Source organism: Streptomyces sp. A3M-1-3 (genome assembly GCF_024213665.1).
In the GTDB taxonomy this organism is placed as follows: Bacteria; Actinomycetota; Actinomycetes; order Streptomycetales; family Streptomycetaceae; genus Streptomyces.
Genome location: NZ_JANAVP010000013.1, coordinates 117,113 through 141,005 on the forward strand (window position 1 = coordinate 117,113; position 23,893 = coordinate 141,005).

At 69.8% G+C, this 23,893-nt stretch carries 23 protein-coding genes, 1 tRNA gene and 3 pseudogenes; 16 read left to right on the forward strand and 11 right to left on the reverse strand.

The annotated features are described in order from the left end of the window. The first annotated feature begins 27 nt into the window (after nt 1-27). The gene (locus NLX86_RS17030; protein WP_254372560.1) at nt 28-1,572 is read left to right on the forward strand and encodes a fibronectin type III domain-containing protein; all 1,545 of its coding nucleotides are present in this window, start codon (nt 28-30) and stop codon (nt 1,570-1,572) included. Then, nucleotides 1,569-1,991: pseudogene (locus NLX86_RS17035) on the forward strand (adenylyltransferase/cytidyltransferase family protein); the annotation flags it as partial. The gene NLX86_RS17030 and the pseudogene NLX86_RS17035, both read left to right, overlap by 4 nt. Before the next feature lie 21 nt (nt 1,992-2,012). Here the strand turns inward: NLX86_RS17035 and NLX86_RS17040 are convergent. After that, nucleotides 2,013-2,735 (reverse strand): CDP-alcohol phosphatidyltransferase family protein, encoded by a 723-nt coding sequence (locus tag NLX86_RS17040; RefSeq protein WP_374213899.1) that lies wholly within the window; start codon nt 2,733-2,735, stop codon nt 2,013-2,015. A gap of 24 nt (nt 2,736-2,759) precedes the next feature. Between NLX86_RS17040 and NLX86_RS17045 the strand changes: the two genes are divergently transcribed. The 4 genes from NLX86_RS17045 to NLX86_RS17060 all read left to right on the forward strand — a co-directional run bounded on the left by NLX86_RS17045 (nt 2,760) and on the right by NLX86_RS17060 (nt 6,888). Then, nucleotides 2,760-4,205: a glycosyl hydrolase family 28-related protein gene (locus tag NLX86_RS17045; protein ID WP_254372561.1), complete on the forward strand. Its 1,446-nt coding sequence runs from the start codon at nt 2,760-2,762 to the stop codon at nt 4,203-4,205. A 39-nt stretch (nt 4,206-4,244) separates the two neighbouring features. Further along, a complete protein-coding gene (locus tag NLX86_RS17050) occupies nt 4,245-4,943 on the forward strand; it encodes an alpha/beta hydrolase (protein WP_254372562.1) in 699 nt (232 codons plus the stop codon). A gap of 632 nt (nt 4,944-5,575) precedes the next feature. Next, nucleotides 5,576-6,139, forward strand: a complete 564-nt coding sequence (locus NLX86_RS17055; protein WP_254372563.1) for a hemerythrin domain-containing protein — start codon at nt 5,576-5,578, stop codon at nt 6,137-6,139. Between the two features lie 218 nt (nt 6,140-6,357). Next, entirely contained in the window at nt 6,358-6,888 is a 531-nt protein-coding gene (locus NLX86_RS17060; protein ID WP_254372564.1) for a hypothetical protein, read from the forward strand. Between the two features lie 19 nt (nt 6,889-6,907). On the opposite strand, the gene NLX86_RS17065 is transcribed toward NLX86_RS17060, so the two are convergent. Continuing rightward, a complete protein-coding gene (locus NLX86_RS17065) occupies nt 6,908-7,174 on the reverse strand; it encodes a transglycosylase family protein (RefSeq protein WP_374213902.1) in 267 nt (88 codons plus the stop codon). A 258-nt stretch (nt 7,175-7,432) separates the two neighbouring features. Between NLX86_RS17065 and NLX86_RS17070 the strand changes: the two genes are divergently transcribed. Together NLX86_RS17070 and sigJ are read left to right on the forward strand one after the other, a co-directional pair. Then, nucleotides 7,433-7,888: a carboxymuconolactone decarboxylase family protein gene (locus NLX86_RS17070; RefSeq protein ID WP_254372565.1), complete on the forward strand. Its 456-nt coding sequence runs from the start codon at nt 7,433-7,435 to the stop codon at nt 7,886-7,888. 129 nt (nt 7,889-8,017) lie between these two features. After that, nucleotides 8,018-8,896, forward strand: coding sequence for an RNA polymerase sigma factor SigJ (gene sigJ / locus NLX86_RS17075; protein WP_254372566.1), 879 nt, complete (start codon nt 8,018-8,020; stop codon nt 8,894-8,896). Nucleotides 8,897-9,157: 261 nt separating this feature from the next. On the opposite strand, the pseudogene NLX86_RS17080 reads toward sigJ, so the two are convergent. The 3 genes and pseudogenes from NLX86_RS17080 to NLX86_RS17090 form a co-directional block, all read right to left on the reverse strand. After that, nucleotides 9,158-10,753 (reverse strand): annotated as a pseudogene (locus NLX86_RS17080) (transglycosylase domain-containing protein); the annotation flags it as partial. 111 nt (nt 10,754-10,864) lie between these two features. Further along, nucleotides 10,865-12,163 (reverse strand): ArsB/NhaD family transporter, encoded by a 1,299-nt coding sequence (locus NLX86_RS17085; protein ID WP_254372567.1) that lies wholly within the window; start codon nt 12,161-12,163, stop codon nt 10,865-10,867. Next, on the reverse strand, nt 12,160-12,618 hold the full coding sequence (locus NLX86_RS17090) for a CBS domain-containing protein (RefSeq protein ID WP_254372568.1): 459 nt from the start codon (nt 12,616-12,618) through the stop codon (nt 12,160-12,162). Before NLX86_RS17090 ends, NLX86_RS17085 begins: the two co-directional genes overlap by 4 nt. A gap of 161 nt (nt 12,619-12,779) precedes the next feature. Here NLX86_RS17090 and NLX86_RS34445 point away from each other — a divergent pair. After that, a pseudogene (locus tag NLX86_RS34445) lies at nt 12,780-13,063 on the forward strand (DapH/DapD/GlmU-related protein); the annotation flags it as partial. Between the two features lie 89 nt (nt 13,064-13,152). Here the strand turns inward: NLX86_RS34445 and NLX86_RS17100 are convergent. Both NLX86_RS17100 and NLX86_RS17105 read right to left on the reverse strand, forming a co-directional pair. Further along, nucleotides 13,153-13,431, reverse strand: coding sequence for a GlsB/YeaQ/YmgE family stress response membrane protein (locus NLX86_RS17100; protein ID WP_254372569.1), 279 nt, complete (start codon nt 13,429-13,431; stop codon nt 13,153-13,155). 41 nt (nt 13,432-13,472) lie between these two features. Then, a complete protein-coding gene (locus NLX86_RS17105) occupies nt 13,473-13,895 on the reverse strand; it encodes an SRPBCC domain-containing protein (protein WP_254372570.1) in 423 nt (140 codons plus the stop codon). A 112-nt stretch (nt 13,896-14,007) separates the two neighbouring features. Between NLX86_RS17105 and NLX86_RS17110 the strand changes: the two genes are divergently transcribed. The 3 genes from NLX86_RS17110 to NLX86_RS17125 all read left to right on the forward strand — a co-directional run bounded on the left by NLX86_RS17110 (nt 14,008) and on the right by NLX86_RS17125 (nt 15,816). Next, on the forward strand, nt 14,008-14,319 hold the full coding sequence (locus NLX86_RS17110; protein WP_254372571.1) for a helix-turn-helix transcriptional regulator: 312 nt from the start codon (nt 14,008-14,010) through the stop codon (nt 14,317-14,319). Next, on the forward strand, nt 14,316-14,762 hold the full coding sequence (locus NLX86_RS17115) for an SRPBCC domain-containing protein (RefSeq protein ID WP_254372572.1): 447 nt from the start codon (nt 14,316-14,318) through the stop codon (nt 14,760-14,762). The genes NLX86_RS17110 and NLX86_RS17115 overlap by 4 nt, the downstream gene beginning before the upstream one ends. 981 nt (nt 14,763-15,743) lie before the next feature. Further along, nucleotides 15,744-15,816, forward strand: a tRNA-Trp gene (locus NLX86_RS17125). A 38-nt stretch (nt 15,817-15,854) separates the two neighbouring features. Here the strand turns inward: NLX86_RS17125 and NLX86_RS17130 are convergent. Further along, a complete protein-coding gene (locus NLX86_RS17130; protein ID WP_254372573.1) occupies nt 15,855-16,592 on the reverse strand; it encodes a TetR/AcrR family transcriptional regulator in 738 nt (245 codons plus the stop codon). Between the two features lie 168 nt (nt 16,593-16,760). Between NLX86_RS17130 and NLX86_RS17135 the strand changes: the two genes are divergently transcribed. Next, nucleotides 16,761-17,987, forward strand: a complete 1,227-nt coding sequence (locus NLX86_RS17135) for a saccharopine dehydrogenase family protein (protein ID WP_254372574.1) — start codon at nt 16,761-16,763, stop codon at nt 17,985-17,987. Between the two features lie 60 nt (nt 17,988-18,047). Here the strand turns inward: NLX86_RS17135 and NLX86_RS17140 are convergent, their stop codons facing one another. Together NLX86_RS17140 and NLX86_RS17145 are read right to left on the reverse strand one after the other, a co-directional pair. Then, complete coding sequence (locus NLX86_RS17140; RefSeq protein ID WP_254372575.1) at nt 18,048-18,929, reverse strand: YegS/Rv2252/BmrU family lipid kinase; 882 nt, start codon at nt 18,927-18,929, stop codon at nt 18,048-18,050. Nucleotides 18,930-18,963: 34 nt separating this feature from the next. After that, on the reverse strand, nt 18,964-20,565 hold the full coding sequence (locus tag NLX86_RS17145) for an FAD-binding oxidoreductase (RefSeq protein ID WP_254372576.1): 1,602 nt from the start codon (nt 20,563-20,565) through the stop codon (nt 18,964-18,966). A 70-nt stretch (nt 20,566-20,635) separates the two neighbouring features. On the opposite strand from NLX86_RS17145, the gene NLX86_RS17150 reads away from it, so the two are divergent. From NLX86_RS17150 to NLX86_RS17160, 3 genes are all read left to right on the forward strand, one after another. Next, on the forward strand, nt 20,636-21,235 hold the full coding sequence (locus NLX86_RS17150; RefSeq protein WP_254372577.1) for a TetR/AcrR family transcriptional regulator: 600 nt from the start codon (nt 20,636-20,638) through the stop codon (nt 21,233-21,235). Beyond that, nucleotides 21,232-22,830, forward strand: a complete 1,599-nt coding sequence (locus tag NLX86_RS17155; protein ID WP_254372578.1) for a glycerol-3-phosphate dehydrogenase/oxidase — start codon at nt 21,232-21,234, stop codon at nt 22,828-22,830. Before NLX86_RS17150 ends, NLX86_RS17155 begins: the two co-directional genes overlap by 4 nt. Nucleotides 22,831-23,056: 226 nt before the next feature. Further along, on the forward strand, nt 23,057-23,245 hold the full coding sequence (locus NLX86_RS17160) for a hypothetical protein (protein WP_254372579.1): 189 nt from the start codon (nt 23,057-23,059) through the stop codon (nt 23,243-23,245). 107 nt (nt 23,246-23,352) lie between these two features. Here NLX86_RS17160 and NLX86_RS17165 read toward each other — a convergent pair whose 3' ends face one another. Further along, nucleotides 23,353-23,607, reverse strand: a complete 255-nt coding sequence (locus NLX86_RS17165; RefSeq protein ID WP_254372580.1) for a hypothetical protein — start codon at nt 23,605-23,607, stop codon at nt 23,353-23,355. Nucleotides 23,608-23,893: the final 286 nt, after the last annotated feature.

Genomic DNA, 23,893 nt, shown 5'->3' on the forward strand with positions numbered 1-23,893 from the left:
CACATCGCTGCCAGATTCGGGGTTTCCATGCGCCTGAGAAGAGTCACCACGAAAATCGCCGGTGCGGCTTGCGCCACGGCTTGTCTCACCACCACCGCCATCGTCACCGCACCCGGCTCCGCAGCGGCGGAGGGGCCCACCACGCTGACCGCGGATCCGCTGCCCACCTGGCAGACGAACGGAACCGTCTGGTCGGTCGCCCACGCCCGTGGCGTCGTCTACGTCGGCGGAAGCTTCACCTCGGTCCGTCCGCCGGGTGCACCGCTCGGTCAGAAGGAAACCCCCCGCGCGAACTTCGCCGCCTTCAACGCCGTTACGGGTGCCCTGCTGCCCTGCGCTCCGTCCTTCACCGGCGGGGCAGGCTCGGTGCGTGCGCTGAAAGCGTCCCTCGACGGCTCGGTGCTGTACGCAGGCGGTTCGTTCAACAAGGCCAACTCCGCCCATGTGGCGAACGCCGTCGCGCTGAACACGGCCGGCTGCACGCTGCGGGGGGACTTCAAGCCCGCTGTGTCGGGGTCCGTGCGGGCCATCGATGTCACCGCCAAGACCGTCTACCTCGGTGGCGACTTCACTGTCGTCGGAGGCCAGTCCAGGAACCGTATCGCCGCAGTCAGCACCAGCGGAGCTCTGCTGCCGTTCAAGGCCACCCTCGACAAGCCGGTCCGGGCCATCACCGTCGCCGAGAAGCACGGAAAGGTCATCGTCGGCGGCGACTTCACGACGGTGAACGGCCTGTGGTCAAAGGCTGTTGCCGCCCTCAACCCTTCCACCGGATCGACCGTCCAGAGGTACCCGGGCTGGTTCAAGAATGCGTCGGTTGTCAAAGCCCTCGCGCACGACGGCACGCACTTCTTCATGGGAGCCGAAGGCACCGGGCCCGGTGCCTTCGACGGCCGAATCGCCGCCCACCTCGACACTGGCGAGATGCTGTGGAAGGACAACTGCTTCGGTGCCACCCAGGCCGTCCTCCCCTACAAGGGTGTCCTCTACAGCGGATCGCACGCCCACAACTGTGCCGCCACCCCGGGTGGTTTCCCCGAGCACAACAACCGGCAGCACTTCCTGGCCAACTCGATCGCGGACAAGACCATCCTGCACTGGTTCCCTGACACCAACGAGGGCGGACCAGTGGGGCCCAAGTGGTTCGGCCCTCGGTCCATGGTCATGGCCAAGGACATCCTCTGGGTCGGCGGTGACTTCACCACCGTCAACGATGCACCACAGCAAGCACTGACGCGCTTCCCCGCCGCACCCGACACCGGAGCGCCCATGGTCCCCCAGCTCGCTGTCGCGAACACCAGCGCCACCAGGATCACTCTCGGCTGGCGTGCCTCGTGGGACCGGGACGACGCCGATCTCACGTACAGGATCTACCGCGATGGCGTCCTGGTGAAGTCGCTCACCCAGCGATCCACCTCCTGGGCCCGCCCGCTGATGAGCTTCACGGACTCGGTGGCTCAGGGTGCTCGCCACCGGTACTCGATCAGGGTGACCGACGGAGGCAACACCTCACCCCACTCGGCATCGGTCACCGCGACCGCGGCGCAGACAAGGACGGCGGGAACGCCATGAGAAGAAAGCGGGTCGGCTTCGCGCCCGGCGTGTTCGACTTGTTCCACGTGGGACATCTCAACATCCTTCGCCAGGCGCGCGCTCACTGCGACCACCTCATCGCCGGCGTCCACGCGGACGACGCGGTGCTCCAGATGAAGGGTCGGGCACCCGTCATTCCGCTCTCCGAGCGGATGGAGATCGTCAACAGCGTCCGTTTCGTCGATGAAGCCGTCGCCGTATCAGAGTTCGACAAGGTCGAGGTATGGAAGAGCGTCGGGTTCGACGTCATCTTCAAGGGAGATGACTGGCGGGGCACGGAAACCTGGAACGTACTCGAGAGAAGATTCGGAGAGCTGGGGGTGGATGTCGTCTACTTCCCCTACACGTTGTACACATCAAGCACCCTGCTGCGCAGCGTACTCAGTCATCTCAACTCGACTGCGACCGCGGAGGCCGGCTCAGGACAGCTCCCGGAACCACTTCACGAGGAAGGCGGCCATAAAAAGGACATGAGAGACGAGCAGGGCACAGTACAACCCGAGGAAGAGATCCTGGCTGCCCAGGAATAGAAAGACCACGCAGAGCACTCCGTAGTCGACGGGCAGCAGGAGCAGGGAGCGTAGCGCCGAGGGACGGGTCGCCGGTGCCGCTGCCTCATCCGTCTTCCGCTTCAGCTGTTCCGTCAGAATCCCGGCGAAGAACACGACGACGGCCGCCAGCTGGAAAGCCATCGGCGCAAGCAGAAAGAGCGGATCGGGCAGGTCGAAGAAGCGGTAGAACGAGATCAGCACCACCAGGTGGAGGCTCGCGGTCCGGGCGCAGTCGAGAACGTGGTCCAGCCATTCTCCCGAGATGCTTCCGGACCGCCGGCTTCGCGCCAGCTGCCCGTCTGCCGAGTCCAGCGCGAACCCCATGGCCAGGGCCAAGGAAACGCAGCACGCCATGGCGGTACCGGGCCGCACCAACGCCACGGCCAGCAGCGCCGGGAAAGTGAACAGGGCGCCGACCGCAGTCACCTGGTTGGGAGTCGCCCCGATCCGGTAAGCCAGGGCCGCAAGCAGACGACCAGCCGGTCGGTTGACGAACAGCGTGTAGACCGACACCCCCTTCGCGGACTTCTGCGCCGTCGAGAGCAGTCTGAGCACCACAGAGAATTCGCTCACTTTGTCCCTGTTCTTCACGAGATTGCAGGAAAGGAACGAATTATGGCAGATACGGATGGTGAGGCGCCTGGGGCCAGCCGTAGAAGTCTCCTGCGCGGGGGAGTGGTTCTGGCCGGCACGGCGATGCTCCCCAGCGGTGCACCGGCGTTCGCGGCGCCGTTCCCGGATCCTGCGGGCCAGGAAGGCGGGCACGAGGTCGCCCCCGGTCGCCACCTGCCCGGCTCGTCGCCATCCGTGGTGAACCTCGTCACGGACTTCGGGGCCCTGGGCGACGGGGCAGCCGATGACACCCAGGCGTTCGAACTGGCCTACCAGTACGCGGCCTCACGGGTCAGAGAGGGAATCGGCCGCACCGTCATCGAAATCCCCGCCGGTACGTTCCTCGTCAAGCGCCCCCATGCGCTGCTCAACGGCACAGCTCCGCCGCGCCCGGCGAACGGCCTGCGTTTCCGTGGCGCCGGGAAGCGCATGACCGAGATCGTCTTTCAGCCGGTAACGGGCCCAGGCTCCTACCTGTGCCGTAACGAGGACGTCTGGGCCAATGTGATGTTCGAACAGATCCAATTCCGATCGGCCACACCGGGGGCATCCTTCTTCTACTCGTACTCGACCGGGCAGGCACAGGACTACCGCTTCTCGGAATGCGAGTGGATGGGTGAGTGGGAGTACGGGCTCGCTCTGGACGGTACTGATACCAACTCCGAGATGCGCTGGGACGCCTGCCGAGTCGGCGGTGCATACCGCAAGGCGTTTCTGTACTCCGGCCTGTCGCAACGCACGCCGGACCCCCAACGGCAGGACCAGTTTCTCAACTACTGGTTCAACGACATGAAGGTCGAATACGAGTGGGGCAACTTTCTGGAGTTCCCCTACGGAGGGTCGATCACCTGCCGAGGTGGCTCGTATCTCATCACCGGCAGACGCCCGGAGGACAGTCCGGAGTACGCCAGAAGCAGTACCTTCTTCCGATTCCCGCAGGGGCAGCACCACGGTTCTGTTCAGCGCTTCCATGCGGCGGACATCCGCTTCGAAGTACGTGACCCGGACGTGCTGGTCATCGACTCTGCGTGGACCGGCGGAACCGTCAGCTTCAGCGACTGCGACGACACCGCCTTGGCGTACAAGGACTTTTCCCCGGAGGTCCGCGCGCATCGGTACGCGATCGGTGCGCGCGGCCCGCTGATCCGCTACGACTCCTGCCAGCTGGTCGGCCGCCACGAGTACCGGCCGTCGGGACCGATCGAGAAGATCCCGAAGATCGCGCGCTACGACATGTGTCTGCTCAGCAGCCACACGGCCGGCGACTTCGTGGTCCTGACCGACGCGGCTGATCCTGAGCTCGTGGTCACGTTCGTCGACTGCATCGATGAGCTGAACGGCGCGGTCGCGTCGCAGGCCCCCACGCCCACGACGAGTACCCCGCCGACGCCGACGCCGACGCCGACGCCGGGCTCGGCAACACCCGGTGTCGCGGCGCCGGCCGAATAGCAAGCAAACATCACAGACCATTGAAGGAGGACGGTCGGGATGGCTGACAGGCCCACGATTGTTCTGGTGCACGGATTCTGGGGTGGGGCCGCCCATTGGGCGAAGGTCGTTGTCGAGCTGAGGAACCGTGGCTACACCAAGCTCTTCGCGGTGGAGAATCCGCTGACCTCGCTGGCGGACGACGCCGCCCGCACCCAGCAGATGGTCCGGCAGGTCGACGGCCCGGTGCTGCTGGTGGGCCACTCCTACGGCGGCGCGGTCATCACGGAGGCAGGCGACCTGCCGAACGTCGTCGGGCTGGTCTACATCGCCGCCTTCGCGCCCGACGCCGGCGAGAGCCCGGGACAGATCAGCCAGGAGATGGCCCCTGCGGCCATCGAGAATCTCGCCCCCGACTCCGACGGCTACTTGTGGATCAAACAGGACAAGTTCCACGAGAGCTTCGCCCAGGATCTGACCGAGGACGAGGCGCTGGTCATGGCTGTCACTCAGAAGGCCCCGCTCGCCTCCACGTTCGGGGACAACGTGACCGCCCCGGCTTGGCGGACCAAGCCCACCTGGTACCAGGTGTCGACGAACGACCGCATGATCAACCCCGAGAACGAGCGGCGCATGGCCAAGAGAATGAGCCCGCGCAAGACCGTCGAACTCGATGCCGGTCACGCCTCACTGGCCTCCCGGCCCGGACCGGTCGCCGACCTGATCGACACGGCGGTGCGGGACCTCGCTGGTTCGTAGCGTGCCCATGCGCGCGCTGAAGTGACGGGACGACAACCAGGCGGCCGACCGCCGATCCTTCGGCCGGTCGCCGCAGCGCGATGCTCGGCCTCCGGTCACGACGTCACCGCCCTGCCGGCCGGTGGCCTCGCGTACCGCCTCGACCGGGTCCGTGCCGGACGGGTCGATCGCTCGGCCGGCTCCGTACGCGATGGCCTGGGCCGTCGCCGACTCCTGTATCGATGCCGCCATGTCCTGCTACGTGTTCATCAACGTGGGAGACCGCGGACGAGCTGCGGGCCATCGCGGCCGAGGTCCACCGGGTGCTGCGGCCCACACCCGACCCCGACACGACCGGTATCCGCTTCTCCACCTTCCGCAGCGGCGAACCGGAGCAGGCGTACGCCCTCGGCGAGACGCCAGGTGCTGCTGTACCGGCCCGACGGCGGGGTGCTGGAGCCCTTGCCGAGCGGGTGGTGACCACCGTCAACGAACTGGCTCAGGGCCCAGAGGCAAGTGAGCAGGTGAGTGTCCGCTTCGAACGGATGCTGGGTCGTGTGGGCGAGCTGCGTCCGGGCACACGCGTGTCGCGAGGGCCGTCAGGCAAGGCTTTGAGACGGTCAGGGCAGCAGACCGAGAGAGGACCCGCAGACATGGGACACGGCGGAAATGTGATCGCAGAGCTGACGGCGGACCATCGCGAGGTGGACGCCCTGTTCACGAAGATCGAGAGCCGGCCTCCCGGCGATCCGATGCGCCGGGAGCTGGCGGACGAGCTGACGATGGAGCTGGTCCGGCACTCGGTCGCCGAGGAGGAACACCTCTACCCGGCCGTGCGCCGTTTCGTGGACGACGGCGACGACATCGCCGACAAGGAGATCGACGACCACGGCGAAGTCGAACGCATGCTCAAGGAGCTCGAGGACTGCCGGCCCGACGACGCCAGCTTCGACGCTCTGATCAGCCGGCTGAAGTCGGCGGTCACCGCGCATGTGGCGGACGAGGAGAACCAGCTGTTCCCCCTGCTGGCGGACGCGTGTTCCGCCGAGTCTCTGCAGCAGCTGGGTGAGAAGGTGCGCGCGGGGAAGGAGTCCGCCCCGACCCGACCGCACCCCTCCGCCCCGGACACACCCCCGGCCAACAAGCTGCTCGCGCCGGGCCTCGGGATGGTGGACCGGGCCCGCGACATGCTGACCGGTCGCGGCAAGAAGCACTGACGCAGTAGCGACACCGACGACCGGCTCAAGGGGGTCAGGTCGGCGACCTGCACGAAGCCCTGTCCACGGACTGACCCCGGCCGGAACACCGGGCCGCGGCGACAGGAGGGATGTGGCTCAGGACACTGCCTCCGCGTGACCTGTCCCATTCCCGTACCCAAAGGGAGGGAGGTAGCGTTTCGGCGCACTCACCCCCACGGACTCGGGACGGCCCGGCAGTGCCCGCAGAACTCACCCCGCTCATAGCGGCGACCGCTCAATGGCTGACGCGCGCGTATCCCGCGGGCGGCGGCGCGATGGACTCCGCCCTCTCCCAGGTGCAGGCGCGGCAGGCAGTCACCGTCGCGGCAGGGTTGCGTTATCCGACTCCGATGGATGCCGCGCTGGTGATGGTGACGGGGCCCGGAGGCGCTGCCCGGCTCGACTGGATCATCGGCGCGGACGGGGCCGGGGCCGACGACGCGGGGGAGTACGCGTGGCGTACCTGGGTGGACGAGGTCGTCGCGAGCTGGGCGGCGTGCCTCCTCAGTACCCCGGGACTGGCCGCGACCGCGGTGGCCGCTCTCGCCGAATCCGGGCAGATGGACGGCTCACCGGCCGTTTTCCGGCGCTTGACCTCGCCCGACGAGCGTGACCGGCGGGCCGCCGCCCTCCTGCGTCACCCGGACCTGCTCGCCCCCATAGCGGGGCTGCACCACACCCAGCTCCTCGCCCGCCTGAGCCTGGGACCTGCGCTGAGCGGTTCCTGACGGACGATCAGGCGCACGGTCACGTGCAGGCCCAGGCGTTCATGCCCTGAAGCGCGGCGAGCCTCTTGGCCACGTTGATCCGCTCGGTTCTCGTGGCCAGGTCCGCGCGCGGCGCGTACTTCCGGCCTCCCGCGGCCACCCAGCTCGACTGCGAGAACTGCAGCCCTCCGTAATGGCCGTTGCCCGTGTTGGCGCGCCAGTTTCCGCTGGACTCGCACTGGGCGATGGCGTCCCAGTGACGCGCGGATCTGCGGAGGGGGTGCCGGGCGACGCACCGACCGACGATGCTCGAAGCCGTAGTGCACGGTTCCTTGAGCGCATCCTTGCGTGATGCCCCCCGTGCGCGGGTGCGGAATCGGCCCGCAGACGTGAGGGGCGGAAGCGGCGCCGACCCCCGGCCTCGGCCCTGGGCCGGTCGGCCGGGCGGGTGGACATGACGTACCGCAGCCAGTCGTCTCGCAGGGCGCACGCCGTGCATCGGTCACATTCTCTCCTCGCGTTCCGTCAGTGCAGTAACGGACGGAAAATCTGGAGGAGAGCAACGATGCAGGCACGGATGAACAACCCCGCGACGGTCCTTCCCGAGGCGATGCCGGCCATCCTCGGCGTGCTCAAGGCCGCGAGGAAGGGCGGCGTGCCGGAGGCGACGCTTGAGCTGGTCCATCTGCGGGCGAGCCAGGTCAACGGGTGCAGTTACTGCGTGGATGCCGGTGTGCGCAGTGCCCGGAAGGCCGGCGAGAGTGCCGAGCGGCTCTTCGCGGTGGCGGCCTGGCGGGAGGCGCCGTATTTCACCGACGCCGAACGCGCGGCGCTGGCGCTCACCGAGTCCGCCACCCGGCTGAGCGACCGGACGGACCCGGTACCGGACGAAATCTGGGACGAGGCCGCCAAGCACTACGACGAGCAGCAGCTCGCGGCCCTGATCCTCATGATCGGTGTGACCAACCTCTTCAACCGCCTCAACGCCACCACCAGGCAGGTGGCGGGCGCGGGCTGGTAGCCGAGGCGGCGCCGGGGGGCGGTCACCACGCGTCGTCGCGCTGCGACCGCGCCGCCCCCCCCGTTCCGTTCCGTTCCCCGCTTACTCATTCAGCTGCTACTCGATCCCGATTCCCGGAGAATGTGACCGATGGACGCACACGAATTCCTGGCGGAGCGATTCGAGGCCAATCGCACCCACCTGCGGGCGGTGGCCTACCGGATGCTCGGCTCACTGAGCGAGGCCGACGACGCCGTCCAGGAAACCTGGCTCCGCCTCAGCCGCTCCGACACGGCCGGCGTGGACAACCTGGGCGGATGGCTGACGACGGTCGTCGGGCGGGTGTGCCTGGACATGCTGCGTACCCGTAAGTCACGGCGCGAGGATCCGCTGGACGTGTACGTACCCGACCCGATCGTCAGCCCCGCGGACGGGATCGACCCCGAACACGAGGTCCTGCTGGCCGACTCGGTCGGGCTCGCGCTACTGGTGGTACTGGAAACGCTGCCTCCCGCGGAGCGGCTCGCGTTCGTACTGCACGACTTGTTCGCCGTGCCCTTCGACGAGATCGCCCCCATCGTGGACCGCACCCCGGCCGCGGCCCGGCAGCTCGCCAGCCGCGCCCGCCGCCGGGTGCAAGGAGCAGCCCCGGCCCCCGACGCCGACCTTGTGCGCCATCGGGAAGTCGTCGACGCCTTCCTCGCCGCCTCGCGCGGCGGTGACTTCGAAGCACTGCTCGAACTGCTGGACCCGGACGTCGTACTCCGAGCCGACACCGGTTCAGGGGCCCCGGGCGCATCCAAGGTGGTGCGCGGCGCGCCGGCCGTGGTCCAGCAGGCACTCAGCTTCCGCCGCTTCTCCCACTTCGCCCAGCCGGTGCTGGTCAACGGAGCCCCGGGGCTCATCACCGCTCCGGAGGGGCAGCCGTTCTCGGTCATGGACTTCGCCATCAGCGGCGGGAAGATCACCGAGATCAATATTCTGGCCGACCCCGAGCGCCTGCGCCGCCTGCACCTGACCACCCAGTGACTCCCCCGGCTCAAGCCTGAGCGGGCCGGCACCCACGTCCGCCTCGGTGGCCCCTCCGGTGTACATGGCCCACATGTCGGCGGGGGAGCCCTGTGAGGACTCCCCCAGGGAGACCTGCTGCTGGGTCTTGGCGTCCTCGCCGAAGAGGCCGATCGACGTGACCAGGTCCGGCGTGGATCCGATGAACCACTGCGCCTTCCTGTCGTCGGAGCTGCCCGAGGCGGACGCGACGCTCTGCCCGTCGTCGAAGGCGCCGCCGCTGAGTGACACGGTGACGATGTCGGCGGTCCGCGCGGTGATCGCCTGGCCGCCGACCGCTCCCGGCATCTGGGTGCGCGTGCCGTCGCGCTGCACGGACTTCACGATCGACGGGGTGACCTTCCTCCCCTGGTTGCCGAAGGTGGCGTAGACGCCGGCCATCTCCAGCGGGCTGACCCCGATCAGTCCGAGCGTGGTGGCCTGCGGCGCCGTGAAACCACTCGCCGTGGGGTCGATCCCGAGGTCCCCGGCGGTCTGCCTGACCTCTGTCAGGCCGTTCTCCCCGTCGTTCTCCAGCGCGGCGGCAAGGGCAACCGGCTCGAAGGTCGGCCCTGCCTGGTAGTCGGTGCGGGTCGCGTTGCTGATGTAGTGCTGGGAGTAGTCGCGGCCGCCGTACAGGGCCAGAATGCGGCCGGTCCCCGGGTCCACCGATACAGCACCGGCCTGCCGGTTCGCATCCAGCTCGGCCGTACCGGCTGGTGGACCCGCGCCTGCGCCGCCGAGCCCCGTGGCGATCGCCCGCTCCAGCGCCCGCTGCTTCTGCGGATCGATGTGCAGCGCGATTCTCCAGCCGCCGCTTGCCAGTTCCTGCTCGCTGATGCCGGAGGCCGTCAGCTCCCGCCTCGCGGCGTCCAGCAAGTACCCGGCCTGGCGGCCGAGTCCCGCGGCGGGCTTGGGAGCCACCGGCACGCGAAAGCGCAGGCGCTGCCGTGCGCCGCTGTCCAGCCGGCCCTCGCCGACCATGTTGTCCAGCACATAGTTCCAGCGCTGCTGGACCAGTCGCTTGCCCTCGGGGCCCGCGATCGCCCAGTCGTACTGGCTGGGCGCCTGCAGGAGCGCGGCGAGGTAGGCGCCCTCCTCGACGGTGAGGTCCTCGACGTCCTTGTCGTGGTACGCGCGGGCCGCGGCCTGGATTCCGTACGCGCGCCGCCCGTAGTAACTGCTGTTCAGGTATCCGGCGAGGATGTCGTCCTTGGAGTTCTGCCGGTCGACCTTGAGCGAGATGACCAGTTCCTTCACCTTCCGGCTGACCGTCTGCTCCTGGCTGAGGTAGTAGTTCTTGACGTACTGCTGGGTGATCGTCGAACCGCCCTGCTTGCCTTTGCCCAGCAGCGTGTTGACGATGCCGCGGGCGGTGCCGGTCAGGGAGATGCCGGGGTCGCTGTAGAAGTCCTTGTTCTCCGCGGCGACAATTGCGTACCGCACGTCCACGGGCACCCTCCCGAGCGGGACGCTCTCCCGGTTGATCTCCCCGGTACGGGCCAGCCGGGTGCCGTCGCTGAAGAGATAGAGGTTGCTTTCCGCTTTCGCCTGCTGGTTGGCGTCGGGGATGTCGATGGCGACGTAGAGGTACGAGAAGGCTCCGGCCACCAGGGCGCACAGGAAGATGGCGCAGGCGAGCGCCTTCCGCCAGGTGAACAAGCGCCCTCTGCCGCCGGCTCGCTTCCCGGTCCGCAGCCGCGGCTGCCCGGGCAGCAGCTCGCCGTGGGCTTCGTCGGCAACCGCTCTCGTCTCTCTGGTCAGGCCGATCGCGCTCATCTCCTTCGCCTTGCGGCTGCACCGCCCCGTATGGACTCCACCCGGTACGCGTGGCGCCATCCGCACGTTCAATTCGTTCGATCTCACCCCGGAGGGCCGCGGAACCGACTGGGACGAACAGCTCAGCCATTCGACCGACCGACTCGACCGAGGACGACAACCGAAGGCGGCTCAGGCCAGGGCGAAGTAGCGGAGCCAGACGTAGACCGCGGACAGCGCTACGGTGACCGCGGTGACGACGAGGCCGTACTTCGTGAACTGCCAGAAGCTGATGGGCGTGCGGTTGCGTTCCGCGATGCCGAGGACGACGACGTTGGCGCTGGCCCCGATGGCGGTCGCATTGCCGCCCAGGTCGGCGCCCAGAGCCAGCGTCCACCACATGACGTGGTCGGCCTCACCGCCGAGAGACTGCACCAGATCGCCGGTGATGGGCGCCATCGTGGCGACGTACGGGATGTTGTCGACCACACCGGACAGCGCGGCGGACGCGCCCAGCATCAGCATCGAGCCGCCCAGTTCGCGGTCGCCGATGGCGCCGGCCAGGCTGTCCGCGACCGCGCTGATCACTCCGGTGTCGATCAGACCGCCGATCACCACGAAGAGGCCGGCGAAGAAGGCGAGCGTGCGCCATTCGACCTCGGCGAGGACGTCGTTGGTCTCCACGGCCGAGATGGCGATGAGCAGGCCGGCCCCCAGGAGCGCGACCACACTCGGCTCGTAATGGAGTACGGGATGGAGCACGAAGCCGGCGACGACCAGCACGAGCACGGCCAGTCCCTGCACGAGCAGGCGCGGGTCGCGGATGGCCTCGCGCTCCTCCAGATCCATGACCTCGGCGGCGCGGTCCTCGTCGTACGCGAAGGACTTGCGGAACAGGAAGCGGCACAGGACGACCAGCACAGCGGTCAACACCGCCGAGAGCGGGGCGAGATGGATGAGGAAGTCGTTGAAGGTCAGTCCGGCCCGGCTGGCGATAATGATGTTGGGCGGGTCGCCGACGAGGGTGGCGGTGCCGCCGACGTTCGAGGCGAGGACCTCGGCGATGAGGAAGGGCGCGACAGGCAGCGCCAGGCGTTCGCAGACCAGCAGCGTGACCGGGGCGATCAGCAGCACCGTGGTGACATTGTCGAGCAGCGCCGAGGCCACGGCCGTGATCAGGATCAGCATCGTCATGACCCGGAACGGTCTGGCCCGGGCGCGCTTGACCGCCCAGATCGCCAGGTACTCGAACATGCCGGTCTGCTTCAGCACCCCGACGATCAACATCATGCCGAGCAGCAGGAAGATGACGTTCCAGTCGATGCCCCGGTCCTGGAGGTAGAAGGCGGAGACGTCGTCGGTCGCCCCGATCGCCAGCATCAGGCCGGCGCCGCCGAGGGCGGCGGCGACCCGGTGGATCCGTTCGCTGATGATCAGGGCATACGTGCCGACGAAGACGGCGATCGCCGCCCAGCTGTGCCAGTCGCTCATGACTCTCCGAGGAGCCGGTGCAGCAGGTGCGCAGCCGTGATCACGCCGAGCAGGTGCGTGCCCGTCCTGCCGCGTTCGGCCACGGCCACCAACGGGCTGCGCACCCGGGCCATGAGCGCGGCGATTTCCAGGGCGGTGTCGTCCGGCGCGGCGATCGGCGGCGGTCCCGCCTTGCTGGACAGGCAGTCGCCGACGGTGAGGCCGACCAGCGCGCGGCACAGCCGGTCGGCGTGCTTCTCGTCGACGACCGCCGCGAGGGTGGGGTCCTCCAGGACGTACGTGGGGACCAGCACCTTGACCAACTGTGACGCGGGCAGGATCGCCTTCGGTTCGCCATTCGCGTCCAGCACCAGCAGTCCGGGGAGCCGGTGTTCGGCCAGCAACCGGGCCGCGTCCAGGGCGTCGCTGTCGACGCTGACCGTCTCGTACTCCACTGCCAGATCACGTGCGCGCACGGTCGGCTCCCCTTCTGTTCCGGTACGTCTTCCGCCTCAGCGTCACCCGGACTGCGGCACCCCAGCCCGTATACCACCGAGGCGATGTCCTCGGGCCGCACCGGGCCGCGGGGGGCCTCTCCGGCGGCCGAAGTACGTCCCGATGCGGGAGCGCCCTGCCCGATGTCGTGAGGATCGACATCGGCGCGGACGTACAGATCGCCCCCTGCGTCCAGCTCCTCACCTCCACCCACCCGGTCGACCCTGAGCACGACGCGCCAAGCGGGAGGCGGCGAAGCCCATCACCATCGGTGACAATGTCTGGCTCGGCGGCGGAGTCGTCGCCTGCCCCGGAGTAACCATCGGCGAGAACACCGTCGTCGGCGCAGGAGCGGTTGTCACCAGGGCCCTGCCGGCGAATGTCGTCGCGGCCGGCAACCCGGCCCGCGTCATCCGCGAGCTCTGAGCGGAGCTGTACGGCCCCACCCTCGAAGGGCGGGGCCGTACGGCGGGTCGGCCTCTGGTCGTAAGGCTCGAATCTGTGCTCGCTGCCGATCAGGCGTGGCGGTGAGAGGACCTATTGCCAGTGACGAGCCGGTAAAGGATCAGCAGGATGAGCGAGCCCACGATGGCCGCGACCCAAGTGGAGAGGTCGAAGAAGCCGTCGATGGAATCGACACCGAAGATGACCTTGCCGAGGCGGCCGCCGAGGAGCCCGCCCGCAATTCCGATGAGCATGGTGATGATGATTCCGCCGGGGTCCCTGCCCGGCATCAGGGTCTTGGCGATGATTCCCGCCAGAAGGCCGACGAGTATCCAAGCGATGATGCCCATGTGGCTCCTCCCGCCGCCATGGGTTCAGTCTCCTGTGCGGGTCAGACGGTGAAGAAGGGGTCCGGCTCGCCGGTCTCGGCGAAGCCCTTGAGCCGGGTCATCAACTGACCCCACGTTTCGGTGATCATCGGCAGCTCGCTCTCGCCGCCCCCGAAGCCGGAGTGGGAGAAGGCCACGCGCGTGCCGGCGCTGCCGGGGGCCTCGGTCAGCTGCCAGGTGATGGTGGTGCCGGCCCAGTGCGGAGGGAAGGCGCCGACGTTCACCCAGACGACGCGGTCCTGGTCGGCCCGCTCGCGACGGAGCTGGAAGGGCTCGGGGACCTCGGGGAAGTTGAAGAACAGGACCTCGCCCTCGCGGTTCACGTCGTTGGTCCACCAGCCGGTGAGGCCGTCGTGGGTGTTGAGCGCCTCCAGCACGCGGGCGCGATCGGTGGCGATGTCGGTCTGGAAGTTGATCTCTGTCATTAAGTGCTCCTGAAGGGTGGCGGCCGCCATCGGGTGACGCCCAGCTATTTGAGTCCACACTAAAATAAGACCGCCCGGGCGGCAAACTGAAGCGTGGACTAAAATTCCGACCATGGACGCGGTACAGGTCGTCGCCGAGCCCAGACGGCGTGAGATTCTGCGGCTGATCTGGGACGAGGAGCTGCCCGCAGGCGACATCGCGGCCCGCTTCGAGGTCACCTTCGGCGCCGTGTCCCAGCATCTGAAGGTGCTGCGCGACGCCGGCCTGGTTACCCTCCGCAAGGACGGGACGAAGCGGTACTACCGGGCGGACCAGGAGGCCCTCGGCCCGCTCGCCGACTACCTCAAGGCGATGTGGGGCACCAAGCTCGACACCTTGGCCCGGCTCGCCGAAGAGGCCGAACGGAACGAGAGCAGACCATGACCACACCCACGGACACCGTCACGCTCGAGCGGCACATCGCCGCCCGCCCGGAAACCGTCTTCGGCTTCTTCACCGACCGCGAGAAGTGGCTGTCCTGGATGGGCGCCGACGGCGCGTTCTCCTTCGAACCAGGCGGCAGCTACCGCACCCGGATCAACCGCGAGAACGTCGCCGCCGGCCGCTTCCTCGAAGTCGACCCGCCCAAGCGCCTTGTCTTTACGTGGGGTTGGGAGCAGGGCGGCATGCCCGTGCCACCCGGTTCCACCACCGTGGAGATCACCCTCGAACCCACCGCGGACGGCACCCTGCTCCGACTCGTCCACAGCGGCCTGCCCTCACCCGAGGCGTGCGCCGCGCACGAGGAGGGCTGGAAGCACTACGTCGGGCGCCTCGCCGTACGTGCGGAGGGCGGGGACCCCGGCGACGACGACTGGATGCAGTAGCCCCACGGGGTGACCATGAGGCGGTGGAGTCAGTCCTGTGCGGTCAGCCGGTAGCGGGCCCACAGGGGCAGGGCGAACCAGCAGAGCAGGTACCAGGCGACCACTGCGGACACCAGCCACGGCACGAATCCGTCATGAGTGGCCGCCGCCGGTCAGCTCGCTCGTCCTCCGTATCCTCCCGGCCCTCGCCCGATCTGGCGACGCCGTTCCGTTCGCTGCCGGCCATTCGTTCCTCCAGTTGTCGTACGGGTGTTGTGAACCCCTACCCGGACATCGAAGGGCCAGGCCTTCTGCCGCCGGCGGCAGAGGCGCCGTCACCTGCCATGAACCCCGAGACCGGCTTGGTGTGTACCTGACGCTAGAGTGCGGTGCTCGGGAGTGCCGTACAGCGGAGGGGGAGGGGCGCGTGAGTGCGCAACTGAGGGAGACCGCAAGCGAGTTGGCCCAGGTGCTGTGGCGGGAGCACGTCGTGTACCGGGACCGGTCAGGGTGTGTCGTCATCCGAGGTCAGCACGTTCAGCGCTGGATCAGCCTGGCCCCTGCGGGGGGCCGGGACGAGATCCTCGTCCGCGCAGGCCGCATACTCGACGGCGGCACCACCGCCCCGGCGCGCTCGGAGGCGATCGCCCCCCTCTCCGCAGGAACGGGCGAACTCGCCGCGACCTGCCGCCGGCTGCTCGCCGAGACCGCTGCCGTCTCGGCGCCACGTGCGCCGAGACGGGACCAGCCCAGTGGGCCCAGTCGGTCAGGTCGGCCCAGTCGGTCCGGTAGGCCGGGTCGGTCCAGACGCTATGGCAAGTCCAGGCGCAGAGGGAGACACACGAGCTTCGCCTCCTGGGTGGTCCTCGCCTGCCTGGCCGGTGTGATCGCGCTCTATGTCTACAGCGCCGGGGCGTTCGGCGGAAACTGACGACGTCGCTCGCGCATCCGCAATATCCGCTGGAACGCCGGGGCCGGACCTGTCAGGCTGACACGCACCGAAGGGGTGTAGCTCAGAGGCCAGAGCGCCGGTCTCCAAAACCGGATGCCGCAGGTTCGACTCCTGCCTCCCCTCCTGTGCACCGACCGAGCGTGGTGAGAGCGGGCCCCGTCTCAGCGCGTTTCAGGGCGTCCTTCGGCCGTCCCCGCGCGCCGTGCGGCAAGCTGTGCCTGTGCGCTGTCCAGGAGCATGTCCAGCGCCGTCGGATAGGCACTGTCGTTCATCCGGGCGACCAGCAGCGGCGCGGTAGCCGCGATGTGCGGGTGCGTCGCCGCGGGCAGCCGGGCGTACGTGGCTCGCCAGACCTCCTCGTCCGCCGCGCGAGCAGCTTCCGGCAGCGCGAGAGAGGCGGCGTCCAGCGCGGCGAATGCCAGAGCCTGGTCGATGAACGCGTGGTAGATCCGGACCGCGTCGGCGTCCGCGAAGCCGGCCCTGCGCAGCAGCCCCAGGATCCTCTCGTCGGCCGCCACCTCGTGGGCTCTCCCGGTCACCCGGTTGGCGGTGAGCACCGCCGCCTGGGGGTGTCCGAGGTACGCGGCATGGATGCGCAGCCCCAGTTCGCGCAGGTCGGCGCGCCATTCACCGGTGCCCTGCCAGCCTGCCAGCGCCCGCCCGATGAGCACGTCCCCGATGGCCAGCGTCAGGTCGTCGATGCCGCTGAAGTACCGGTACAGCGTGCTCGGGTCGGCCCCCAGGGCCGTACCCAGGCGGCGGACCGTCAGCCCCGCGCTCCCGTGTTCCCGCAGCATGCGCAGCGCCGTCTCCACGATCAGCTGCTCCGACAGGACCGCGCCGGTCTTCGTCGGGCGACGCCGTCGTCGCTCGTCCTGCGTTACCACCGGCTTGGACATGGCGTTCTCCTTCGCGACGTGACGTCCGGCCCGCCTCCGGCGGCGTGGGCCAGAGCTTATGCCAACACCATTGACGTGAACAGGGGCCCGGACGTTGGATCGCAACTCGTGGGCGCAGCAGCCTGAGCAGCGCCCTGGACGCACTGCCCGAGAAACGGAGTTTCTGCCATGCGTGTTCTGCTCGTGGGAGCCGGCGGTGTCGGCACCGCCATCACCCGGATCGCGGCCCGCCGCCCGTTCTTCGACCACATGGTCGTCGCCGACTACGACCTGTCCCGCGCCGAAGCGGCCGTCGAAGCCCTGGGCGAGGCGGGCAGCCGCTTCAGCGCGGTACGGATCGACGCCGGCGACGAGCCCGCCGTCAGCGCCCTGCTGAACCAGCAGCGCTGCGACGTGCTCCTCAACGCCACCGACCCCCGATTCGTCATGCCGCTCTTCCAGGCGGCTCTGGCCGCCGGCGCGCACTACCTGGACATGGCGATGTCCTTGTCGCGGCCCCACCCCGAGCGCCCGTACGACCTCTGCGGCGTCAAGCTCGGCGACGCCCAGTTCGAGCGCGCCGCCGACTGGGAGAAGGCCGGCGCCCTCGCCCTGGTCGGCATCGGTGTGGAGCCGGGACTGTCCGATGTCTTCGCCCGGTACGCCGCCGACGAGCTCTTCGACGAGATCGAGGAGATCGGCATCCGGGACGGGGCGAACCTCACGGTCGACGGCTACGACTTCGCGCCCTCGTTCAGCATCTGGACCACCATCGAGGAATGCCTCAACCCGCCCGTCGTCTACGAGGCCGACCGCGGCTGGTTCACCACCGCTCCCTTCAGCGAGCCCGAGGTCTTCGACTTCCCCGAGGGCATCGGGCCCGTGGAGTGCGTCAACGTCGAGCACGAGGAAGTCCTCCTGGTGCCCCGCTGGGTCGACGCGCGCCGCGTCACCTTCAAGTACGGGCTGGGCGAGGACTTCATCCGTACGCTGCAGACGCTGCACCTGCTGGGACTCGACCGCACCGAACCGGTCCCGGTCCCCGCGGCCGACGGGTCCGGCACGGTCCGCGTCTCGCCGCGCGATGTGGTGGCGGCCTGTCTGCCCGACCCGGCAACCCTGGGAGAGCGCATGCACGGGAAGACCTGTGCGGGAACCTGGGTCAAGGGCACCAAGGACGGCAGTCCGCGCGAGGTGTACCTCTACCACGTGGTCGACAACCAGTGGTCCATGGCCGAGTACGGCTGCCAGGCGGTCGTGTGGCAGACCGCCATCAACCCGGTCGTGGCTCTCGAGCTGATCGCGGCGGGCACCTGGTCCGGCAGCGGCATCCTCGGCCCCGAGGCGCTGCCCGCACGGCCCTTCCTCGACCTGCTGACCGAGTACGGCTCACCCTGGGGCCTGCGCGAACAGTGAGCGAGCAGTAAGGGCGAGCCGTCCGGCACCGGTCAGCACATCAGGGTCAGCGCAGCACGTTCAGCACAGCACGTTCAGCGCGCCGGGTTGCACCCTTGCTGTCATCGGGAGGACCGCGTCCACCTCGCCGTCCGCGCCGTAGGGGATTTCACGGTTCGCCTCGATGCGGATCTCCTTGCCGTGCAGGATCTCCACCTCGGGGCGGTTGATGTGCGCGCCGGTCTTCAGTTCGTTCATCACGGCGAAGAACAGCCGCCGCGGCGCATCGCGGATCACCACGACGTCCAGCAGCCCGTCGTCCAGTCGCGCGCCGGGGGCGACGAGCCGGCCGAAGCCGTAGTAACCGGAGTTGGCCGTCACCACCGTGTAGCCGCGCCGTTCGTGCAGTACCCCGTCCACGGTGATCCGGTAGTCGACGGCCCGCCAGGTGGCCACCGCCCGCAAGCCGCCCGCGTAGTACGAGGCAGCACCGCGCAGCCAGCGGGAGGTGTTGGCGTGGCGGTTGGCCACCGCGTCGACGCCCGCGTACACGCTGCCCAGCACGGCGGTTCTGTGGTGCACGGCCGATTCGACCTCGATGGTGTCGATCCGCTTCGGGGTGCCGTGCAGGAGCAGCTCGGCCAGAGCGGGGGGCGTGGTCGGCAGGCCCAGCGCCCGGGCGAAGTCGTTGCCGCGGCCCGCGGGGACGAGGCCGAAGAGCGTGTCCGTGCCGCTGAGCGCGCCGCCGACGCAGCCGGCGATCCCGTCCCCGCCGACGGCGAGTACGACGCGCCCCTGCTCGCCGGCCCTGCGCGCCACTTCCCGCGCGTGTTCCAGGCTGCGGCTGTACTCCGTGTCGAGGTGTGCGCCCGCTTCCCGGAGCAGGCGGGCCAGCGGGAGGAGGGCCGCCGTCCCGGTGGACCCCCCTGCGGTGGGGTTGACGACGGCGGTGAACTGTCGCATGAAATGTGCCTCCGAAAGGCAGGGGGGTGGCCGGTCAGCGGGTGGGGAGCAGGATGCCGGGGTTGAGTATCCCGGCGGGGTCGAGCCGGGCCTTGACGGCCTGGAGGATTTCGACGCCCAGGGGGCCGATCTCCTGCGTGTACCAGTCGCGGTGGTCCGTGCCCACGCCGTGGTGGTGGCTGATGGTGCCGCCCCCGGCGATGATCGCGTCGCCCGCGGCCTGCTTGGCCGGGGCCCAGTGGGCGACCGGGTCCTCGCCCTGCGCCGAGACGACGGTGAAGTACAGGGACGCGCCGGTGTCGTAGACGTGGGAAATGTGGCACATGACCAGGGGCGGGGTGCCCGCCTCGGTCAGGGTGGTGGTGAGTGCCTGGCGTACGGAGTCGTAGAGCGCGGGGATACGCGACCAGAAGGCCGCGGTTTCCAGCGTTTCGGCGAACGCGCCGGCGTCGAGCAGCGAGTCGCGCAAGTACGGCGCGGAGTAGCGGCCGTGTGCCCAGCGCTCCCCCGGCTCCTCGCCGAGCAACTCGCCTCCGCAGGCGCGCAGTACGGCCCGGGCCTGCGCCTGCCGGCTCGCCGTGTCCTCGGCAGTGCCCTCGAACCCGGCGATCGCCACGCAGCCGGCGGGCTGCGGGGTGGTGCTGTCCGCGCCGCCGATGGCGTCGGGCTGCGCCAGCCCGATCAGGGTCTCCGTCTCGTCCGACAGCCGCAGTACGGTCGGACGCGGGCCGTCCTGGGCGAGGCGTCGCAGCGCGGCCGCCCCGGCTTCGAAGGTGGGGAAGCGCCACCCCTCGTAGACCTTGGACTCCGGGAGCGGGCGGATCCGTACGGTCACCGAGGTGATGACGCCGAACGCGCCCTCGGATCCCAGTACCAGCTGACGCAGATCGGGGCCCGCGGCGGAGCGGGGGGCGCGGCCCACGTCGAGGGTGCCCTCGGGCGTGGCGACGGTCAGACCCAGCACCATCTCGTCGAACCGGCCGTAGCCGGCCGAGGCCTGGCCGCTGGAGCGGGCGGCCGCGAAGCCGCCGATGGTGGCCCATTCGTACGACTGCGGGAAGTGCCCCAGGGTGAACCCCCGCTCGGCGAGCAGGGCTTCGGCCTCGGGGGCGCGCAGTCCCGGCTGCAGGGTGGCGGTACGGGAGACCTCGTCGAGGGACAGCAGAGCGTCCAGGCGGCGCAGGTCCAGCGCGACGAAAGAGCCGGGGCGGTCCGGGGCCAGACCCCCGACGACGGAGGTTCCGCCGCCGAAGGGCACGACGGACAGGCCGTGTTCGGCACAGACGCGCAGAACGGCGAGTACGTCCTCGTGGCTGCCCGGCAGCACCACGGCGGCCGGGATGTCGTCGACCTCGCCGGCGCGGATGCGCAGCAGGTCCGGGGTGGACTTGCCGCGGGTGTGCCGGACGCGGGCCTCCGCGTCGGTGCGTACGTACGCCGTGTCGGCGAGGCACTCGGCGAGCGCCTGGTGGGCCCCGCTGCCGAGCGCGGGCTCGGGGACGGAGATCTCGCCGAGCGCGACCGGCTCGATGCTCCGGGGCTTGACGCCGAGGAGATCGCGCAGCAGGCCGATCACGGTATCGGGCAGCGGGGCCGCCTTGGCCGGGTCGCCCCAGCCGCTCCACAACATGTCCACTTGGGTTGTTTCCTCACCGGTTGTGCGGGGTGACGTGTCCTGCGGCGCCACTGGCATTACACTGTGACAGATGACGCCCATTCGTCACAACCATTCGGACGGCGATACCGTACTCGACGCGGCCCGCGACTGTGTGCTGGCCGTCGGAGTCCGCCGGACCACCCTGACCGACGTGGCCCGGCGCGCCGGGGTCTCCCGTATGACGCTGTACCGCCGGTGGCCGGACGTACGGACCCTCGTCGGCGATCTGATGACCCGCGAGTGGGTCGCCGTCGCGCAGGGCGCGCTGCCCGATCACGACCCGGCGGCCCCCACCAGACTGCGCCTGGTCGACGGCCTGGTGGCCGGGGCGCAGGCGTTTCGCGCGCACCCGCTGTTCCACAAGATCATCGACGTCGACCCCGAGCTGCTGCTGCCCTATCTGATCGACCGCCGGGGCGCCAGCCAGGACGCGCTGCTGGAACTGATCACCACCGCCCTGAAGGAGGGCCACGCGGACGGTTCCGTCCGCGTGGAGCACCCCGTACGGCAGGGCCGTTCCCTGCTGCTCATCGTGCAGGCCTTCACTCTCTCGCTGCGCACGATGACCGACGAGGACGACCCCGACCTCACCGCTGCCGCCTTCCAGCAGGAGCTGCGGACCATCCTGGAGAGGACCCTTACGCCATGAGCGCCCTGAGCCCCAGCCTCCCGAGCAGCGCTCCCGCCGCCGCCTCCCTGAACGCCGCGCGCCGCTCCCGCGAGCTGGCCGAACTCGCCGACGGCGGGGCGGTCGACGTGCTGGTGGTCGGCCTCGGTGCGACCGGCGCCGGCGCCGCGCTCGACGCGGCCTCCCGCGGGCTGTCCGTCGCCGCGATCGACGCGCACGACCTCGCGTTCGGCACGTCCCGGTGGAGCTCGAAGCTGATCCACGGGGGCTTGCGCTATCTCGCGTCCGGCCATCTCGATGTCGCTTACGAGAGCGCCGTCGAGCGGGGCGTACTCATGGAACGCACCGCGCCGCACCTGGTGCGCGCACAGCCCTTCGTGCTGCCGCTCACCCCACTGGTCGGGCGCCGGCAGGCCGCCCTCGTGCAGGCCGGACTCAGGGCGGGCGACCTGCTCCGCGTATCGGCCCGCACCTCCCGCGCCACGCTGCCGGCCCCTCGCACGCTGTCCGCGGTGGAGACCCGGCATCTGGCACCGGGCCTGCGCACGTCCGGGCTGCGCGGCGGACTGCTCTCCTGGGACGGCCAACTGAGCGACGACGCCCGCCTGGTGACCGCCGTCGCACGGACCGCCGCGGCCCACGGCGCACACATCCTGACCCGCGCCCGCGCGCTGGAGCTCAGCGGCTCGGGTGCCCGGATACGCGACGAACTGACCGGCCAGGAACTGCGGATCCGGGCCCGCGCCGTGATCAACGCGGCGGGAATCTGGGCCGGCGGCCTCGTCGAGGGCATACGGATGCGGCCGTCGCGCGGCACCCACCTGGTGCTGAGGTCCGAAGACCTCGGCACCCTCTCGACCGGCATGCACATCCCGATCCCTGGCGCGACCAACCGCTTTGTACTCGTCCTCCCGCAGGGCGACGGCCGGGTCTACGTCGGACTGACCGACGAGCCCGTCGAGGGAGACGTCCCGGATGTACCGACCGTGCCCGAGACGGACATCGGCTTCCTGCTCGACGTCCTCGGCTCCGCCCTCGACCTCCCCGTCCACCGTACGGATGTGATCGGCGCCTTCGCCGGCCTGCGCCCCCTCCTGGACACCGCCCCGCCGGCGGACGGCTCCGGGACAACGGGCCACACCGCGGACATCTCCCGCAAGCACGCCGTACTGACCTCGCCGGACGGCGTCGTCACCGTCGTCGGCGGAAAGCTCACCACCTACCGGCGGATGGCCGAGGACGCGGTGGACGCCACCGTGGCCGCACGCGGCCTGACCGCCGGGCAGTGCCGGACGGCCTCGATCCCGCTCGTCGGCGCCGCTCCGCCCCGCGCCCTGGCGAGCCTCGACGCACCGCGCCGTCTGGTCCATCGGTACGGAACCGAGGCACCGGCCGTGCACGCCCTGGGCGCCGCCGACCCCGCCCTTCGCGCCCCCGTCGTCCCCGGCCATCCGGTCACGGGAGCCGAACTCGTCTGGGCCGTACACCACGAAGGCGCGCTGGACGAGTCCGACCTCCTCGACCGGCGCACCCGGATCGGCCTGGTTCCGGCCGACCGCCTGGCGGCTCTGGAGGCGGCGCGGGACGCCATGGGCAGGGCGCCGGTACACAGTTGAGGCCGACGTGCGGGGTGGGAAGAGACGCGCGTGGTCCGACACGCAGAATCCCGGGAGCGCGAAGATCACCCCGCGGTCTCGAACGGCCGTAGTATTTACCTGTCTCCGCCGGATGAACTGACGCCGCATGAACTGATTCGGCACTCGGCGAGCGGGGATACACACGCCAACTGCGCACGGCGAGATCTCCCGCGCGCCTCGCACCCCGTTACTCGGAAGGCTCTGCATGCCTACTGCTCCGTCCCGTCACGTCTCCGGAGAGCGCCCGGCCGGCGCCACCACCCCGGACATCGGCTACCAGGGGCTGTTCCTCGAACCGGCCTGGACGATCGCGTTGCCTCCGCCGGACGACGACGAGGAAGCGGAATCGGTCCGTATCCCTTCCCCGGCTCGCGGCATCCGCCCGCGCCGCTGAACCGGAACGCCGCCACCGCAGGCGGGGTTGCGCGCCGGTCCGCCGACTGCCTGGACGGCGGGCAGCAGCCCGCCCCAGTCCCAGGGGGCGGGGTGGTCTGCCGGCGGTCACACAGGCTCGCCGGCGAGCGCGCCGGACCGCTCGGCTGCTGCTTCACCGCACGGCTTCTCGCTCGCGACGGCGGCGCGCAGCTTGTTCTGCGGCTTCCTCGCCACCAGGTAGACCAGGCCGGCGGTGATCACCGCGCCTGTGCCCAGGAGTCCGGCCCAGACCTGGTACCAGGGGGCGCCCGGCGGGGCGAGGACGGCACGCGGCCAACAGACGTTGACGACCTCGAAGGCGGTCCAGAGCGCCGCCGGCACATTGAGGAAGGTCCGCGGACGTTTATCGCCCCGATTTCCCTTCCCCCGCCGACTCCCTCGCGGGTGCGGCCGCTGTCGGCACCGGCCTCGCAGCGCTCGACGACCGTGCTTTCGAACTGGGTCTCGGCCTGGTCCTCGACGGCCTGGCCGCGTGGATGCTGGCGCCGTCCGCGCAGTAGGCAGGCGTCTCGTCTGTGCTGTGCGCCGCGACAGCCCGGTGCGGACGGGTAATTCTGAGCGCGTGGACCCGGGCCGGAGCGGTGAACCGACGGTTCGCCGCTCCGGC

Bases quoted from the DNA above. Each gene is read 5' to 3' on its own strand.
- NLX86_RS17030 (WP_254372560.1), top strand. From the start codon at position 28: ATGCGCCTGAGAAGAGTCACCACGAAAATCGCCGGTGCGGCTTGCGCC.
- NLX86_RS17045 (WP_254372561.1), top strand. From the start codon at position 2,760: ATGGCAGATACGGATGGTGAGGCGCCTGGGGCCAGCCGTAGAAGTCTC.
- NLX86_RS17050 (WP_254372562.1), top strand. From the start codon at position 4,245: ATGGCTGACAGGCCCACGATTGTTCTGGTGCACGGATTCTGGGGTGGG.
- NLX86_RS17055 (WP_254372563.1), top strand. From the start codon at position 5,576: ATGGGACACGGCGGAAATGTGATCGCAGAGCTGACGGCGGACCATCGC.
- NLX86_RS17070 (WP_254372565.1), top strand. From the start codon at position 7,433: ATGCAGGCACGGATGAACAACCCCGCGACGGTCCTTCCCGAGGCGATG.
- sigJ (WP_254372566.1), top strand. From the start codon at position 8,018: ATGGACGCACACGAATTCCTGGCGGAGCGATTCGAGGCCAATCGCACC.
- NLX86_RS17085 (WP_254372567.1), bottom strand. From the start codon at position 12,163: ATGAGCGACTGGCACAGCTGGGCGGCGATCGCCGTCTTCGTCGGCACG.
- NLX86_RS17100 (WP_254372569.1), bottom strand. From the start codon at position 13,431: ATGGGCATCATCGCTTGGATACTCGTCGGCCTTCTGGCGGGAATCATC.
- NLX86_RS17105 (WP_254372570.1), bottom strand. From the start codon at position 13,895: ATGACAGAGATCAACTTCCAGACCGACATCGCCACCGATCGCGCCCGC.
- NLX86_RS17110 (WP_254372571.1), top strand. From the start codon at position 14,008: ATGGACGCGGTACAGGTCGTCGCCGAGCCCAGACGGCGTGAGATTCTG.
- NLX86_RS17115 (WP_254372572.1), top strand. From the start codon at position 14,316: ATGACCACACCCACGGACACCGTCACGCTCGAGCGGCACATCGCCGCC.
- NLX86_RS17130 (WP_254372573.1), bottom strand. From the start codon at position 16,592: ATGTCCAAGCCGGTGGTAACGCAGGACGAGCGACGACGGCGTCGCCCG.
- NLX86_RS17135 (WP_254372574.1), top strand. From the start codon at position 16,761: ATGCGTGTTCTGCTCGTGGGAGCCGGCGGTGTCGGCACCGCCATCACC.
- NLX86_RS17140 (WP_254372575.1), bottom strand. From the start codon at position 18,929: ATGCGACAGTTCACCGCCGTCGTCAACCCCACCGCAGGGGGGTCCACC.
- NLX86_RS17150 (WP_254372577.1), top strand. From the start codon at position 20,636: ATGACGCCCATTCGTCACAACCATTCGGACGGCGATACCGTACTCGAC.
- NLX86_RS17155 (WP_254372578.1), top strand. From the start codon at position 21,232: ATGAGCGCCCTGAGCCCCAGCCTCCCGAGCAGCGCTCCCGCCGCCGCC.
- NLX86_RS17160 (WP_254372579.1), top strand. From the start codon at position 23,057: ATGCCTACTGCTCCGTCCCGTCACGTCTCCGGAGAGCGCCCGGCCGGC.